This is a genomic window from Chelativorans salis (assembly GCF_025336525.1).
In the GTDB taxonomy this organism is placed as follows: Bacteria; Pseudomonadota; Alphaproteobacteria; order Rhizobiales; family Rhizobiaceae; genus Chelativorans; species Chelativorans salis.
Genome location: NZ_JAOCZP010000003.1, coordinates 52,608 through 66,915, shown reverse-complemented (window position 1 = coordinate 66,915; position 14,308 = coordinate 52,608). Strand labels below are relative to the sequence as shown.

Below are 14,308 nucleotides of genomic sequence, written 5' to 3'. Positions count from 1 at the left end.
GGCTTCGTAACCCACACTGGTATGGTCCAAGCATTGCGCTCATTCTACTAAATAATTGAAATAAAAAGAAAAGTTCTTGAATAGAGAGATGGAAGGTCCTATTCTGTACGGCCGCTGATCGTTCGGATGCGGCGGATCAACAGGATGCGGGCAATGGCAAGGCAGTACTCGGACAGTCTGCTAACGGAACTCCAGCTTGCCGTGAAGCGTGCATTGCACCGCGAAGGCACGGTCAACGTGCCGGCCGTCGCGTCGGAGATAAAGGAGCGCCATCCGGTCGAGGACCTTAGTCTGGCAGAACTCGAAGCGCAGGTAATGACGGCAGCGCTGGCAATGGGTGCTGCAATCTTCTTTCAAGGCACCACCGGGAATATAATCGAGCCGAGGCGCGCCAAGCCCAAGCGGACGCAGCCACGCGGACTTAGGCCGCCGCAAGGTCAATCCTAAAGCGGGATGTTGTCGTGTTTCTTCCAGGGGTTGCTCAAATCCTTGCCGCGCAGCATGCGTAGCGCGCGCGCCACGCGGCGGCGCGTCGAATGGGGCGTGATGACCTCGTCCACATAGCCGCGCTCGGCAGCGACGAAGGGCGAGAGGAATCGATCCTCATACATGCGCGTATGCGCTGCGATCTTCTCGGCGTCTTCGATGTCCTTGCGGAAGATGATCTCAACCGCGCCCTTGGCGCCCATCACGGCGATCTGCGCCGTCGGCCAGGCATAGTTGATGTCGCCGCGTAGATGCTTCGAAGCCATCACGTCGTAGGCCCCGCCGAATGCCTTGCGCGTGATCACCGTCACCTTCGGCACCGTCGCCTCGCCGTAGGCGAACAGGAGCTTCGCCCCGTGCTTGATGAGGCCGCCATATTCCTGGCCGGTGCCGGGGAGGAAGCCCGGAACATCGACGAAGGTGACCAACGGAATGTTGAAGCAGTCGCAGAAGCGCACGAAGCGCGCGGCCTTGCGTGATGCATCGGCATCGAGCACGCCTGCAAGCACCATGGGCTGGTTCGCGACAAAGCCGACCGTGCGGCCTTCAATGCGCCCAAAGCCGGTGACGATGTTCTTGGCGAAGCCTTCCTGGATCTCGAAAAAATCACCTTCGTCCGCCGTCTTCAGGATCAGTTCGCGGATGTCGTACGGCTTGTTGGCGTTGGCCGGCACGAGGCGGTCCAGCGAATGGTCGGGCTCTTCGACATCGTCGTGAAAGTCGATCTCGGGAATTTCGCTTGTATTGGAGGCAGGCAGGAAATCGATCAATCGGCGCATCTGCAAAAGCGCTTCGATATCGTTGTCGTACGCGCCATCGGCGATGGAGGACTTGGTGGTGTGGATATGCGCCCCACCCAACTCTTCCGCCGTCACCGTCTCGTTGGTGACGGTCTTCACCACGTCCGGTCCCGTCACGAACATGTAGGAGGTGCCGCGCACCATGAAAATGAAGTCTGTCATGGCCGGTGAATAGACGTCGCCGCCCGCGCATGGCCCCATGATGACGGAAATTTGTGGAATGACGCCGGAGGCCAGAACATTGCGCTGGAATATCTCGGCATAACCGCCGAGTGCAGCCACACCTTCCTGGATGCGTGCGCCGCCGGCATCGTAGAAGCCGACGATCGGCGCCCGGTTCTTCAGCGCCATATCCTGGATCTTCATCACCTTCTCGGCATGCGCCTCCGACAGCGACCCCCCGAAGACGGTGAAGTCCTTGGCGAAGACGAAGACCGTCCGGCCATTCACGGTGCCCCAGCCGGTAACCACTCCGTCGCTGTAGAACTTCGTCTTCTCCATTCCGAAGTCGGTGGAGCGATGCTCGACGAACATGTCGAACTCCTCGAAGGAGCCTTCGTCGAGAAACACCTCCAGCCGCTCGCGCGCCGTCAGTTTGCCTTTCGCGTGCTGGTGGTCGATGCGTTTCTTGCCGCCACCGGCGCGGGCGGCTGAGCGCCGCCGCTCAAGCTCCTTGAGAACCTCTTTCATATCCCTCCCTCGGATGGGGCGGCAAGGCAGCAGGAGCTGGAGATACTGTTGCCGCCGCCTGCCTCGCTGCCCAAATCCCTATTGTCTCACCCAATCACCACGCGCCGGTGTTCTCCATCGACGCCCACGGCTCGGCCTTCGCCTTCGCCTCGCCCTTCTGCAGAAGCTCGATGGAGATGCCGTCTGGTGAGCGCACGAAGGCCATGCGGCCGTCGCGCGGCGGGCGGTTGATGGTGACCCCGCCGTCCATCAGGCGCTGGCAGGTCTCGTAGATGTCGTCCACTTCATAGGCGAGGTGGCCGAAATTGCGCCCACCCTGGTAGTCCTCCGGATCCCAGTTGTAGGTAAGTTCCACCAGCGGTGCCTGGGTTTCCTCGGCCATGTCCACATCGTCGGGCGCTGCCAGGAAGATGAGCGTATAGCGGCCCTTCTCGTTCTCCGAGCGCCGTTTTTCCACCAGTCCGAGCTTATTGCGGTAGAAATCGAGGGATTCGTCGATGTCGCGGACGCGGACCATGGTGTGCAGATAGCGCATTCTTCAATTCCCTTCTTGTCGTGACAGGAGCCGAACATAGGGCGCGGGCGGCGCGCCGGGCAATGGCCAAATGATGAAGCTGTCTTTTATGGCAGCATCACAACGGGCTGCGCTAATGCACGGGCGCTGTTGAAAATACCCGCGCAGGTCTTGCTAAGGCCTGAACAACCGATGCTATCCTCAGCGGACAGAATCAGTCCAGCGGACTTGAGGGAAGGCAAAGCGCATGGAGGATAATTCCTCGACGACACGAGGGCTTGCCAGCAAGGAAAAGGCCCGGGGGGCGGGCAATTCTGAAGAAACGTCGGATCTCATCGAGATATCTGGCGCGATCAAGTGGTTCGATGTGGCCAAGGGATTCGGCTTCATCCTGCCTGACGGCCCGGACGTAGGGGACGTGCTCCTGCATGTATCCTGCCTCAGGCGCGACGGTTTCCAAACCGCGCTCAGCGGTTCTCGCGTCGTCTGTCTGGCCCGCCAGGGCGAAAAGGGCCTCCAGGCCTTCCAGATTTTATCCATGGACACTTCGACCGCCACGCATCCGGCCGAGGACCAGGCCCAGCGCACCCACGTCACGGTGACGCCCGAAAGCGGGCTCGAGCGAGCCCTAGTGAAGTGGTTCAACCGCACGAAAGGCTTCGGCTTCCTCACGCGCGGGGAGGGGACGGAGGACATCTTCATCCATATGGAGACCCTGCGCCGCTACGGCATCACGGAGCTGCGCCCTGGCCAAGTGGTGCTTGTGCGGTACGGACGCGGCGAGAAAGGCCTTATGGCTGCCGAAGTTCACCCGGATATGGGCACGTTGCCAGTGGCCCATTAAGCTGGCTTGCCCTGTCCGGAGGAGTTCATGCGTTACATCCTGTCGTTTCTCCTGGTGCTCGCGTTCCACATCGGTGCCGCGCGGGCACAGGAGCCGATGCTGCTTCCTCTCCACCCGGATCCGTTGGTAGCCGAGACCGCGAACGGCGAGAAGCGTTTCGCCATCGAAATCGCCGACACCGACGAAAAGCGCGCTCGCGGCCTGATGTTCCGCCAGTCCATGAGCGACGACCACGGCATGCTCTTCGTCTTCGAGAAAAGCCGCCGGCTTGGCTTTTGGATGCAGAACACGCCCATGCCGCTCGACCTTCTCTTCATAGGCGAGGACGGCAAGGTGAGGGCAATCGAGGAAGGCGAGCCGTTCTCCACCGACAGTATCGCGCCGCCGGTCGCCGCGCAGTTTGTGCTTGAACTGAAAGCGGGAACCGCGCAGAAAGCCGGGATTGAGATCGGCGACCGCCTCCGCCATCCGCTTATCGATGCGGTCGCCAGCGACAACTGAGGCGGCGAGAGCTTTGCGGGGCGCATGCAGTTCTTCTCCCATGACAGCTTCGACATCGGCTTCATCGACGAGGGGGAGGGCGATCCCGTCCTCCTCATCCATGGCTTCGCCTCCACCCATTTCGTCAACTGGGTGGCGACCGGCTGGGTGAAGACCCTGCGCGACGCCGGCTACCGCGTCGCCGCCCTCGACAACCGCGGCCACGGCCGCTCCACCAAAAGCCATGACCCGGAAGCCTACACACCGGAAAAGCTGGCGTCGGACGCAGCAGCGCTCCTCGACCATCTCGATATCCCCCGCGCCCACGTCATGGGCTATTCGATGGGCGCCCGCATCACCGCCTTCCTGGCGCTGACCAATCCCGAGCGTGTTGCCACCGTGGTCTTCGGAGGCCTGGGCATCGGCATGGTCGAGGGTGTCGGCGAGTGGGACGACATCGCTGACGCGCTGCTCGCCGAAGACCCCGCCACCATCACCCACGAGCGCGGCCGCATGTTCCGCACGTTTGCCGACCAGACGGAGAGCGACCGCGAGGCGCTCGCCGCCTGCATCTCCACCTCGCGCAAGCTCCTCACCCCCGACGATGTCGCCAAGATCACCCAGCCCGCACTCGTCGCCGTCGGCACCAAGGACGATATCGCCGGGGCGCCCGAGCCGCTCGCTGATATGCTTCCCCACGGCGAAGCCTTCGCCGTCGAACGCCGCGACCACATGCTGTCGGTCGGTGACCGCACCTTCAAGGCGCGGGTTCTCGATTTCCTGAAGGAGAACCCTCTGTGAACGCTCCGCGGGAGATCGCTTTCACCGGCGCCGAGGGTAACCGCCTCGCCGCCACGCTGTGGGACGGCGGCGGCCACCCGGTCATCTTCCTGCACGGCGGCGGCCAGACACGGCGCGCCTGGGACGCCACCGCCCGCAGCATCGCCGAACGCGGCATGCGGGCGATCGCCGTCGACCAGCGCGGCCACGGCGAAAGCGCCTGGGTTGAAAGCGGCAACTACACCTTCGCGCATTTTGCTCAAGACATGGCCGCTGTTGCCCGCCAGGTCGCCGAGCGCTTCCACGCCCGGCCCTCCGCCGTCGGCGCCTCGCTCGGCGGGCTGGCCTCGCTCGCAGCTCAGACAGACGATGAAGATCTGCTCGAATCCCTCATCCTGGTCGATATCACCCCGCGCATGGACCCCGAAGGCGTGGCCCACATCCAAGGCTTCATGGGCGCCCGTATGGAGGAGGGGTTTTCGACCTTGGAAGAGGCTGCCGACGCCATTACGGCCTATCTGCCGCATCGCCGCCGTCCGCGCTCGCTGGAGGGCCTGCGCAAGAACCTGCGCCTCGACGCCGACGGCCGCTACCGCTGGCACTGGGATCCGGCCTTCATCAAGGGCGCGCACAACATCAATGTCGGTGCCGATGCGCTGATGCAGACAATTTTCGACGCGCTGCCCCGCCTCATGCTGCCCGTCCTCCTCGTGCGTGGCGTCCAGTCGGAGCTCGTCCACGAGGCCTACGCCCGCGAATTCGTCGAGCGCACGCCTTCTGCCTCCTATGTCGACGTCGGCGGCGCCGGCCATATGGTCGCCGGCGACCGCAACGACGTCTTCTCCCGCGCCGTTCTCGACTTCCTCACCGGCAACAAGGCTGCTTGATCCGACCGGTGATCAATTCTCCTTGACCATTGTTCAAGCATTTTGCAGTTCAATCGGCCGCACTTGTGCCTTATGTTGGCCAGCCTGAACGCACCCGCAGCAGGGGAGAAAGCTCATGACGGCCAGAAATGCCGTACGCACCGACGCGCCACAGCATGTCGATCCCATCTGGTCCGAGGTCCGCGCCGAGGCAAAGGCGGCCGTCGACAACGATCCCCTGTTGGCCGCATTCCTCTATGCTACGGTGCTCAATCACGCCTCGCTCGAGGACGCTGTCATCCACCGGGTCGCCGAACGGCTAGACCATCCCGACCTCGGCGCCGACCTCATCCGCCAGACCTTCCAGGCTATGTGGGAGGACGAACCGGACTGGAGCGCGGTCGTGCGCGTCGACGTCCAAGCCTACTACGACCGCGACCCCGCCTGCGACCGCTTCATCATGCCGGTGCTCTATTTCAAGGGTTTCCACGCCATCCAGACGCACCGTCTGGCCCACTGGCTGTGGCGGAAGGGCCGCCGTGACTTCGCGCTCTACCTGCAAAGCCGCTCTTCGGCAGTGTTCCAGACCGACATCAACCCGGCGGCGAAGATCGGCAAGGGCATATTCCTCGACCATGCGACGGGCCTCGTCGTCGGAGAGACGGCGGAGGTCGAGGACAACGTCTCCATCCTGCAGGGTGTGACCCTCGGCGGCACCGGCAAGGAGATGGGCGACCGCCATCCAAAGATCCGCCACGGCGTTCTGATCGGCGCCGGCGCCAAGATCCTCGGCAACATCGAGATCGGCCATTGCACGAAGGTCGCCGCCGGCTCGGTCGTGGTCAAGCCCGTTCCGCCGAACAAAACGGTCGCCGGCGTACCCGCCCGCATCATCGGCGAGGCCGGTTGCGAGGAGCCGTCGCGGGCCATGGACCAGCTCCTGCGGCAGGAATAGGCGGACGTTCCCGCGCTTCTTTCGGCTCGCCCTTTACCGTTTGAGGGTTTACAGCCGCGTCGCCGCCATGCCAGAAGCGCTGGCGGCGAAAAGAACAGCCAGCGGAGAAGTTTGTGAAGCCGGAAGAAATCAGAAAGCTCGACGCCTATTTCAAGCGCACCTTCAACAACCCGACCTTGAGCGTCAAGGCGCGGCCGCGCAAGGAGGATTCCTGCGAGCTCTATGTCGGTGACGAGTTTCTCGGCATCATTTTCCGGGACGAAGACGAGGGCGAGCTGTCCTACAATTTCTCGATGGCCATCCTCGACATCGACCTGGAGTAGATGCGGCCGGGCTCTACCCTTGGATCGGGTCGATTTACAGAATCGATGAACCCGATCCAACCCGTTGCCTTGTAATTCCGGTGCAAGACCGGCTTTCACGTTTCCTGGAATTGTTTAGTCGACTGTTTGCAACAAAGCTTCCGCCTTCGCCAGCATCGCCCTGTCTAGATTCCGCCACTCGCCCAGCAGGGATTCGGGAAAGCGATAGACAAGGCTGAGACCGTCGCCGAAATTGATGTCCCTCTCGCAAGGCGCCAGCGACTGCGTCGCCATCGCACCGGTGAGGCATCGGGCCACGAATGGCGCCTCCGGCTCCCGCTCGCCGACTACCAGGACCTCGTCCACAAACCCTGCTTCTTCCTTGAAGCCATGGAGCTTGAGGCCGGCCGGGCCATTCCGCGCGCCAGGCGTGAGCAGGTGGCGATAGATCGGCTCCAGTCGGCCGCTCATGTCACGCGAGAAGGCACGTGGCTCGAACGATATGAAGACAATCGACCTTTTCTCGCTTGAATGGTTGAAATCGTCTTGGGCCGCAAGCGTATAGCCCTCCATATCGGGCCAGCGCAGGTAAAGGTCGAGCCGGCTCTGGACACCGTCCCTGCGCATCCGTTCGAAGCGGATGACATTCTCCGGCACGAGGAAGACGTTGTTGCCGACGACGATCTCGCGCTCCTGCCGAGAATCGGTATGGCCTGCGGGCACGATGGTGCGGCCCAACCACTTTCCGCCAATCCCGATGGCCAGCGAGAGGAGCGCGAGTGCCAGGAGTGCGTAAAGCAGGTGGGAGAGTGGTGTCGCGCGGCGCGGCGCGATATCGGCGAAACCGGGAAATGTTGACGACCGAGCCTGCACGGAGAACCTCCTGAAGAAACGCAAAAAACCATTGCGTTGTTACGGTAAACGGCAGGTAAAGAAGTCCTTCCCCACGGGCTTGCAGGGAGTGCCGGGCCGGGCCTATCCTCCCGCCGCCCCGCCAAAGGAGACCCGCAGCCATGCCGATCTACGCGCTCGATGGAGAAAACCCCGAGTTCACGGACGAGCAAACCGGCTGGGTGGCGCCCGACGCGACACTCATCGGCCGGCTTCACATCGGCCGCAACGTCGGCGTCTGGTTCGGCGCCGTATTGCGCGGCGACAATGAGCCGATCCTCATAGGCGACGACACCAATGTGCAGGAGCAGACGGTCATGCACACGGATATGGGCTTTCCGCTTACCGTCGGGCGCGGCTGCACCATTGGCCACAGGGCCATCCTGCACGGCTGCACCATCGGCGATAACACGCTGATCGGCATGGGCGCCATCGTGCTCAACGGGGCGCAAATCGGCAATGACTGCCTCGTCGGCGCCGGCGCGCTGGTGACCGAAGGTAAGATATTCCCGGATCGTTCGCTGATCGTCGGCGCGCCGGCCAGGGCCGTGCGTGAAATCGACGAAGAAGCGGTGGCCATGCTGCGCGCCTCCGCCGCCCACTATGTCGAAAACGCCAAGCGCTTCCGCCGCGGCCTTAAGCCCGCCTGATCCGATCTCATCCGCTGAAAAAAAAAGCGGAGCCGGCCCAGGGGAGGGCCGGCTCCTAACCCGGTCGTTGGGGACGGGGAGGTGGGGACTCGACCGGGTTTCCCTATGTTCAGCGGTTAGACGAGACGCTGCCGACAGCCACGGCACGCCCGTCATGGATGGAGACCCATTGACCCGCGTGGCGCGCCGACTGGCGCTTCAGATACTGATAGTCGGTTTCCGACCAGGCGAGGACGCGCGGCTCCAGATTGTCGAGAATGAAATCGCCCATGCTGGTGCTGATCGTCAGCACCGCATGGCCGTCACCGTTCGGCTGGCGCACCACGGTGATGAGCAGGTTGGCGGCCGGCACGCCTGCTTCCATAAGAAGCCGGCGCTTTTCCAGCACGTAGTCCTCGCAATCGCCGTAAAGGTCGGGATAGGACCAATGCTCCTCGATGCCCCACAGCTCCACGTCGGTGCGCGGGACGACGGAGCCGTTGACCGTGTTGTTGATCTCGATCAGCCTTGCCCACAGACTGCGCGTCAGTTCCACAGGTGCGGCATTGAACGCCGTGCGACCGCATTCGGCCGGCTGCCGCTGACAGAATTCATAGTGGCCGACCGGCTGCGTAGCCCGCCCACCGGTCGGCATGATGTCGGAAGCCGCCTCGGCACCCCCCGTCAAAGAAGCAAGCAGAACCGCCGCGACCGCCAGAAGCGGAACCCGTTTTGTCGTTACCATTGTTCGTCTCCCCGTTCAGAGAGACAATGACAGGTTCCGATTTATTCCCGGCAAAGACCGGAAGTATAAATAAGCTCAAATTTTCTGCTTTGTGGTAACGTTCAAAGTATAAAATCGCACCAATTACCTATACCCGATATTAAGCATGAACGCCCGCCCGCTCACCGGGCATTGGATGAAGGAAGGAGAGCGCTTTCCGAGAAGACGCGGCAGTGCGGCCGCGCGGGACGGCATGGGCTTCATTTGCTTAGCTGACCCGAACCGGCAGAAGTTCTCAGTTCGAGAATTTGGCCCTGAGCGCGTTCTGCTCCTGGACGACGGCGAACTCGATCGCGATGCCGTCATCGAAGTGGCGTACCACCCGGCTGCGCATGGCAGCGAGGTAAACTTCCGCGCCGATCTCCGGCTTGACGTCGATCTCGATCGCCGCACCCGATAGGGAAAGGTCGACAACGCGGCACGAGTGCTCGCTCCCGTCCGGCATGCGCAAAGCGCTGATCGGATTGCGCGGTGTGATGCGCTCGTGCCGGCGATCCTCCGGCAAGTCCAATTCGTGTCGGTTGGCAAGCCAGGTAAGCTGCGCGGCAAGCTTGTCGCGCTTTCTTTCCGAGGCTGTGATGGTCATCGCGAAGCCGTCATCCAGAAGGCGCGTGATGCGACCTTCAATGCGGCCGATATGGTCGAGATAGGCGACGACCCGCTCACCCGGACGGCCGGCCCGCGCGGCGGCCAGTGCCGCGTTTCCCGGCGACATCTCCGTGACCCGGCAGGGATACTCGGAACGGTCCTGCAACATATAGCGGCCGTAAACTGTCACTTTCACGCGCTGAAAGTCTCTTCTTTCGGCACCTGGAGAGATCGGGTTTATAGCCGCGGGCATCGTCATCGCTTTCGCCTTTCCGGCCGCCCGAGAGGCAAGTCGGCCGATAATACCGAAGACGCTATGCCCTAAGTGTTAACAACGGGTAAGGCGGGCCTGGAGAGCGGCGCATCCGTTTTGGATGCACAATCTAGGCTCCAGGTCCTTAAATCTAGGCACGCCGTCCGCCCTGAAAGACCACGAGATGACGGATACGCCGCCCGCCCTCGTCCAACCGCGATGCCAGCGCATCGCCTTCAGGCGCCAGCGGGGGGACCGGCATGGTGGGCCTGTTCTTCAGAAACTGGAGCTCGTGGTCCGGGTCGGTCAGGCTGAAGCTTTCGACACGATTTTCGACGATCGGGTCGGCGCCGAGCCAGAACGGGTTCATCAGCGGCTGCACCGCCCCCAGTGCGCGCACGCTCTGGCGACCGCCCTCGAGCGGCAGGACGATGAGCTCGAAGCTGTTGATGCGGCCTTCGCGGCTCAAGCCCTCGAAGGCGATCAGGGCTACCGCCTTTTCATCCAGCGCGTGGCGCACGAGGCGACTGACCGCCGGCTGATCCCTTTCGCTCCAGAGGGAGGCGAAGGAATGCCCCTTGAGCTCCTTGCCGTAAGTCGCGCACAGCCGCGTGCCGGCGAGGCGGAAGACCGGTGCGGCGCGTGCGTCGCACTCAAGAATGAATGTGTCGGGCAGGAGAGCCTTGATGTCGGCTGGCTCAATTTCGCTGCGCCGCGGGGCGGGGCGGTTGCCGCGCAGCCTGTTCCAATATTGGAACAGCGCCATCGATCCGTCCTGATTCATGCCTACCGGTCCCATCGTGAAATTCCGTTCCTGTCCCAGAGGAGGACAGGAGCAGCGCTCCGATCCTCTACATGGCGCAAGATGCAGGTGCCGTGCCAGCCTTGAGACAGGTTGTGCACGAGAAGGATTTGTTAGGGTTAACAAATAGTTGCGCCGCTGAAGCCGGAGGGGAAAGGCACCGGGAAAGCCGAAGAAGAAAGAAATGGCACGCCGCTTGCAACGGATATGGCGGGGTAGGGGACTCGGCCGGAAGCCGTCCAGTGGAAACGCTGGGCGGCTTCTGTTTTCCGCATATCTCTGGTACCGCACAATCAGAATCTTTCACCGAAGCGGGACGCATGGACGACGGCACGAAGCCCACCGACGCCGAAACGGAGGACCGGCAAGAGCCCCGCCACCGCGAGCCGGTCTTCAATCTGGCCGGTGTCGTAACCGCGCTCATCGGTATCTGCATGGCCGTCCATCTGATTCGAGCCTTTTTGCTTACCCGGCAGGAGGACTTGCTCGTAATCGTGCATTTCGCCTTCCTGCCGTTGCGCTACACGGGAGGCTATCCGCTTGACGTCTATGCGCTCGTCAGCCCTTTCACCTACGCCTTCCTGCACGGCGGAGTAGCGCATCTGGCGGTCAATATGATCTGGCTAGCCGCCTTCGGCTCACCGCTGGCGAACCGGATCGGCACGATGCGCTTCCTGCTTTTGTGGTGTGCGACGGCGCTCGCGGCCGTCTTCCTGCATTTCGTCCTCCACCCCTATGACGCGGCCCCTCTGGTCGGCGCGTCGGGGGCGGTGTCGGGCATGATGGGGGCAGCGGCGCGGTTCGCCTTCCACATCGACCGCAGTGCCGGAAAGCCGGGGTTCACGGGACCGGTCCTGCCGCTCTCGCTGGTGTTGCGCTCACGCATGACGGTGGTCTTCCTGGCGGTCTGGTTTGCCGTCAACCTGATCGTCGGACTCGGCTCGGGCGCCGGTGGCGTACCCCGAATCGCATGGGAGGCGCATATCGGCGGCTTCCTCGTCGGATTCTTCGCCATCGGCCTTTTCGACCGGCGTCCAATGGGTTGATCCCGGCCCTTGCAAACTGCGTCAGGTCGTCGCAACATCCTTCCCGCAGAACCCGTTGGGGCGTGGGTCGCTGCTGCAAGAGGAGGATGCCCATGACGGTGAAGGCCATTTTGGACAGTAAGGGCCGCGATGTTGTGACCATCGCCGCCGATAAGACGCTGGGCGAGGCGGCCGCCTTGCTTGCCGATCGCGGCATCGGCGCGATCGTGGTCAAGTCCGGTGACGACCGCATCAGCGGCATTCTTTCCGAACGCGACATCGTGCGCGTCATTGCCCGCGAGGGGCCGGGTGCGCTGGAAAAACCTGTCTCGGCAGTGATGACGGCGCGCGTCAAGGTCTGCCGCGAGGAGCACACGGTCAACGAGGTCATGCAGATTATGACCGAGGGCCGCTTCCGCCATTTGCCGGTGGAAAAGGATGGACGGCTTGCTGGTATTGTCTCCATCGGCGACGTTGTGAAGCGCCGCATCCAGGAGGTCGAGCGCGAGGCGGAGGAAATCCGCACCTACATCGCCACAGCCTGACCGTATCGGAGGCCGCCGCCGGCGGCCCCCTTGCACTCAACGGTTATCCGGTTGAGCGCGCACGAGCTGCAGCCCGCGCCGCGTGATACGGTAGGGACCGCCGTTTGCCGAGGCTATGGCACGCTTGCGCTTGATCTTGCGGAAAAGCATGAGATCGAGGCCGGGAGAATACCAGCCGTCGCGGGTGATGCAGGTGAGCGCTACGATGCGGCCACTCTCGTCCTTTTCAACGGCGATGCGGCCACCCTGCGCCAATATGTGAAGGATGCGCTGTTCCGCGCGGGAAATGTCCATCTCTTGAGATCCTGGAAAACCTGCGGCGCACATGGCGCCAGCACCAATGCCGCGCCGGCCGGCGCGGGGCTGCTTTGGTTTTCGCCCTGGCCCGTAAAGGAGCGCAGGGCGTCAGCAGGTCTCCAGGATGATGGACATAAAAATTCCCTCTGCGGAAAGCTCCCATAGCGCAAGAGGGGCTTGAATTAAAGGCTTGGCTTGTCAGGCTCCCGGGTTTGGTCTAGCGAACGCTGCGTACCGCATTCGTAACCTCTCTGGAAACGCAACGCACGGCTCATGACGATCATCGACACGCGCACGCCTGATCCCAAGCGATTCATTCCCGGTGCCACCGGCGATTGGGAAATCATCGTCGGCATGGAAATTCATGCGCAGGTGACCTCCCGCGCCAAGCTCTTCTCCGGCGCATCGACGGCCTTCGGCGCCGAGCCCAATTCCAACGTCAGCCTTGTCGATGCCGCCATGCCCGGCATGCTGCCGGTCATCAACGAGGAATGCGTCAAGCAGGCGATCCGCACCGGACTGGGACTGAAGGCCGAGATTAATCACCGCTCGGTCTTCGACCGCAAGAACTACTTTTATCCGGACCTGCCGCAAGGCTACCAGATCTCCCAGTACAAGCAGCCCATCGTCGGCGAGGGGATCGTCATCGTCTCGGTGGGACCGGCCAAGGACGGCAGCTTCGAGGAGATCGAGGTCGGCATCGAGCGCCTGCACCTTGAGCAGGACGCGGGAAAGTCCCTGCACGACCAGCACCCGACGATGTCCTATGTCGATTTGAACCGCTCCGGCGTGGCGCTGATGGAGATCGTCTCGAAACCGGACATCCGCTCGGCGGACGAGGCCAAGGCATTCCTTACCAAGCTGCGCACCATCCTGCGCTACCTCGGCACCTGCGACGGCAACATGGACGAGGGCTCCATGCGCGCCGACGTGAATGTGTCGGTGCGCCGGCCGGGCGAACCCTTCGGCACGCGCTGCGAGATCAAGAACGTCAACTCTATCCGCTTCGTCGGCCAAGCGATCGAATCGGAGGCACGCCGGCAGATCGCCATCATCGAGGACGGCGGCATGGTGGTGCAGGAGACGCGGCTGTTCGACCCGGCAAAGGGAGAGACGCGCTCCATGCGCACTAAGGAGGAAGCGCACGACTACCGCTATTTCCCAGACCCCGACCTCGTGCCGCTGGAGTTCGATCAGGCCTACGTGGAGGCGCTCGCCGCCGGACTGCCGGAACTGCCGGACGAGAAGAAGGCGCGCTTCATCGAAAGCTTCGGCCTGTCCGAATATGATGCATCCGTGCTCGTCTCAGAGAAAGCCGTTGCCGACTATTTTGAGAAGGTAGCGGCCGGCCGCGACGGCAAGGCGGCGGCGAATTGGGTCATCAACGACCTTTTGGGTGCCTTGAACAAGGCCGGCAAAGGTATTGAAGAAACACCGGTTTCGCCGGATCAGCTCGGCGCCGTCATCGACCTCATCAAAGACGGCACCATCTCCGGCAAGATTGCCAAGGAGCTGTTCGAGATCGTCTGGGACGAGGGCGGCGACCCGAATGCCATCGTCGAAGAGCGCGGCATGAAACAGGTCACCGACACCGGCGCCATCGAAAAGGCCGTTGACGAGGTGATCGCCGCCAATCCCGACAAGGTGGAGCAGGCCAAGGCCAAGCCGACGTTGTCCGGCTGGTTCGTCGGCCAGGTGATGAAGGCGACCGGCGGCAAGGCCAACCCTCAAGCCGTCAATGCGCTGGTGAAAGCAAAGCTGGGGCTGGAGGACTAGC

Annotated in this window: 18 protein-coding genes; 11 read left to right on the top strand and 7 right to left on the bottom strand. The window is 62.7% G+C overall.

Going from position 1 to position 14,308, the window contains the following annotated elements:
• Window positions 1-153 precede the first annotated feature (153 nt).
• Complete coding sequence (locus N5A92_RS10475) at window positions 154-447, top strand: hypothetical protein (RefSeq protein ID WP_260902473.1); 294 nt, start codon at window positions 154-156, stop codon at window positions 445-447.
• On the opposite strand, the gene N5A92_RS10470 is transcribed toward N5A92_RS10475, so the two are convergent.
• The gene (locus N5A92_RS10470) at window positions 444-1,976 is read right to left on the bottom strand and encodes an acyl-CoA carboxylase subunit beta (RefSeq protein WP_260902471.1); all 1,533 of its coding nucleotides are present in this window, start codon (window positions 1,974-1,976) and stop codon (window positions 444-446) included. The genes N5A92_RS10475 and N5A92_RS10470 overlap by 4 nt on opposite strands.
• A gap of 94 nt (window positions 1,977-2,070) precedes the next feature.
• Window positions 2,071-2,511, bottom strand: a complete 441-nt coding sequence (locus tag N5A92_RS10465) for a VOC family protein (protein ID WP_260902470.1) — start codon at window positions 2,509-2,511, stop codon at window positions 2,071-2,073.
• Between the two features lie 226 nt (window positions 2,512-2,737).
• Between N5A92_RS10465 and N5A92_RS10460 the strand changes: the two genes are divergently transcribed.
• From N5A92_RS10460 to N5A92_RS10435, 6 genes are all read left to right on the top strand, one after another.
• Complete coding sequence (locus N5A92_RS10460) at window positions 2,738-3,334, top strand: cold-shock protein (RefSeq protein ID WP_260902469.1); 597 nt, start codon at window positions 2,738-2,740, stop codon at window positions 3,332-3,334.
• A 27-nt stretch (window positions 3,335-3,361) separates the two neighbouring features.
• The gene (locus N5A92_RS10455) at window positions 3,362-3,835 is read left to right on the top strand and encodes a DUF192 domain-containing protein (protein ID WP_260902467.1); all 474 of its coding nucleotides are present in this window, start codon (window positions 3,362-3,364) and stop codon (window positions 3,833-3,835) included.
• A gap of 24 nt (window positions 3,836-3,859) precedes the next feature.
• A complete protein-coding gene (locus tag N5A92_RS10450; protein WP_260902466.1) occupies window positions 3,860-4,615 on the top strand; it encodes an alpha/beta fold hydrolase in 756 nt (251 codons plus the stop codon).
• A complete protein-coding gene (locus tag N5A92_RS10445) occupies window positions 4,612-5,481 on the top strand; it encodes an alpha/beta fold hydrolase (RefSeq protein ID WP_260902463.1) in 870 nt (289 codons plus the stop codon). Before N5A92_RS10450 ends, N5A92_RS10445 begins: the two co-directional genes overlap by 4 nt.
• A gap of 115 nt (window positions 5,482-5,596) precedes the next feature.
• A complete protein-coding gene (cysE, locus tag N5A92_RS10440; RefSeq protein WP_260902460.1) occupies window positions 5,597-6,415 on the top strand; it encodes a serine O-acetyltransferase in 819 nt (272 codons plus the stop codon).
• A 113-nt stretch (window positions 6,416-6,528) separates the two neighbouring features.
• Window positions 6,529-6,738: a DUF3126 family protein gene (locus N5A92_RS10435; protein ID WP_159591833.1), complete on the top strand. Its 210-nt coding sequence runs from the start codon at window positions 6,529-6,531 to the stop codon at window positions 6,736-6,738.
• Window positions 6,739-6,852: 114 nt separating this feature from the next.
• Here N5A92_RS10435 and N5A92_RS10430 read toward each other — a convergent pair whose 3' ends face one another.
• A complete protein-coding gene (locus N5A92_RS10430; RefSeq protein WP_260902456.1) occupies window positions 6,853-7,590 on the bottom strand; it encodes a hypothetical protein in 738 nt (245 codons plus the stop codon).
• Window positions 7,591-7,730: 140 nt separating this feature from the next.
• Here N5A92_RS10430 and N5A92_RS10425 point away from each other — a divergent pair, with 140 nt between their 5' ends.
• A complete protein-coding gene (locus N5A92_RS10425; protein ID WP_260902453.1) occupies window positions 7,731-8,258 on the top strand; it encodes a gamma carbonic anhydrase family protein in 528 nt (175 codons plus the stop codon).
• Between the two features lie 109 nt (window positions 8,259-8,367).
• Here the strand turns inward: N5A92_RS10425 and N5A92_RS10420 are convergent, their stop codons facing one another.
• The 3 genes from N5A92_RS10420 to N5A92_RS10410 form a co-directional block, all read right to left on the bottom strand.
• Window positions 8,368-8,982 carry a transglutaminase-like cysteine peptidase gene (locus N5A92_RS10420; RefSeq protein ID WP_260902451.1) on the bottom strand — a complete coding sequence of 205 codons (615 nt, stop codon included), beginning with the start codon at window positions 8,980-8,982 and terminating at the stop codon, window positions 8,368-8,370.
• 274 nt (window positions 8,983-9,256) lie between these two features.
• Entirely contained in the window at window positions 9,257-9,862 is a 606-nt protein-coding gene (locus N5A92_RS10415) for a PilZ domain-containing protein (protein WP_260903552.1), read from the bottom strand.
• 151 nt (window positions 9,863-10,013) lie between these two features.
• The gene (locus N5A92_RS10410) at window positions 10,014-10,646 is read right to left on the bottom strand and encodes a PAS domain-containing protein (protein ID WP_260902450.1); all 633 of its coding nucleotides are present in this window, start codon (window positions 10,644-10,646) and stop codon (window positions 10,014-10,016) included.
• 338 nt (window positions 10,647-10,984) lie between these two features.
• Between N5A92_RS10410 and N5A92_RS10405 the strand changes: the two genes are divergently transcribed.
• Together N5A92_RS10405 and N5A92_RS10400 are read left to right on the top strand one after the other, a co-directional pair.
• Window positions 10,985-11,710, top strand: a complete 726-nt coding sequence (locus N5A92_RS10405; protein WP_260902448.1) for a rhomboid family intramembrane serine protease — start codon at window positions 10,985-10,987, stop codon at window positions 11,708-11,710.
• 92 nt (window positions 11,711-11,802) lie between these two features.
• Window positions 11,803-12,234 carry a CBS domain-containing protein gene (locus N5A92_RS10400; protein WP_260902447.1) on the top strand — a complete coding sequence of 144 codons (432 nt, stop codon included), beginning with the start codon at window positions 11,803-11,805 and terminating at the stop codon, window positions 12,232-12,234.
• 36 nt (window positions 12,235-12,270) lie between these two features.
• On the opposite strand, the gene N5A92_RS10395 is transcribed toward N5A92_RS10400, so the two are convergent.
• Window positions 12,271-12,528 (bottom strand): YjhX family toxin, encoded by a 258-nt coding sequence (locus tag N5A92_RS10395; RefSeq protein WP_260902444.1) that lies wholly within the window; start codon window positions 12,526-12,528, stop codon window positions 12,271-12,273.
• A gap of 276 nt (window positions 12,529-12,804) precedes the next feature.
• On the opposite strand from N5A92_RS10395, the gene gatB reads away from it, so the two are divergent.
• Window positions 12,805-14,307, top strand: coding sequence for an Asp-tRNA(Asn)/Glu-tRNA(Gln) amidotransferase subunit GatB (gene gatB, locus N5A92_RS10390; protein WP_260902442.1), 1,503 nt, complete (start codon window positions 12,805-12,807; stop codon window positions 14,305-14,307).
• The last annotated feature ends 1 nt before the right edge of the window (window position 14,308 follow it).

Excerpts from the sequence above, each read along its gene's own strand:
- N5A92_RS10475 (WP_260902473.1), top strand. The coding sequence starts at position 154 with ATGGCAAGGCAGTACTCGGACAGTCTGCTAACGGAACTCCAGCTTGCC.
- N5A92_RS10465 (WP_260902470.1), bottom strand. The coding sequence starts at position 2,511 with ATGCGCTATCTGCACACCATGGTCCGCGTCCGCGACATCGACGAATCC.
- N5A92_RS10455 (WP_260902467.1), top strand. The coding sequence starts at position 3,362 with ATGCGTTACATCCTGTCGTTTCTCCTGGTGCTCGCGTTCCACATCGGT.
- N5A92_RS10395 (WP_260902444.1), bottom strand. The coding sequence starts at position 12,528 with ATGGACATTTCCCGCGCGGAACAGCGCATCCTTCACATATTGGCGCAG.
- N5A92_RS10460 (WP_260902469.1), top strand. The coding sequence starts at position 2,738 with ATGGAGGATAATTCCTCGACGACACGAGGGCTTGCCAGCAAGGAAAAG.
- N5A92_RS10405 (WP_260902448.1), top strand. The coding sequence starts at position 10,985 with ATGGACGACGGCACGAAGCCCACCGACGCCGAAACGGAGGACCGGCAA.
- N5A92_RS10400 (WP_260902447.1), top strand. The coding sequence starts at position 11,803 with ATGACGGTGAAGGCCATTTTGGACAGTAAGGGCCGCGATGTTGTGACC.
- cysE (WP_260902460.1), top strand. The coding sequence starts at position 5,597 with ATGACGGCCAGAAATGCCGTACGCACCGACGCGCCACAGCATGTCGAT.
- N5A92_RS10410 (WP_260902450.1), bottom strand. The coding sequence starts at position 10,646 with ATGAATCAGGACGGATCGATGGCGCTGTTCCAATATTGGAACAGGCTG.
- N5A92_RS10420 (WP_260902451.1), bottom strand. The coding sequence starts at position 8,982 with ATGGTAACGACAAAACGGGTTCCGCTTCTGGCGGTCGCGGCGGTTCTG.
- N5A92_RS10450 (WP_260902466.1), top strand. The coding sequence starts at position 3,860 with ATGCAGTTCTTCTCCCATGACAGCTTCGACATCGGCTTCATCGACGAG.
- N5A92_RS10470 (WP_260902471.1), bottom strand. The coding sequence starts at position 1,976 with ATGAAAGAGGTTCTCAAGGAGCTTGAGCGGCGGCGCTCAGCCGCCCGC.
- N5A92_RS10415 (WP_260903552.1), bottom strand. The coding sequence starts at position 9,862 with ATGCCCGCGGCTATAAACCCGATCTCTCCAGGTGCCGAAAGAAGAGAC.
- N5A92_RS10425 (WP_260902453.1), top strand. The coding sequence starts at position 7,731 with ATGCCGATCTACGCGCTCGATGGAGAAAACCCCGAGTTCACGGACGAG.
- gatB (WP_260902442.1), top strand. The coding sequence starts at position 12,805 with ATGACGATCATCGACACGCGCACGCCTGATCCCAAGCGATTCATTCCC.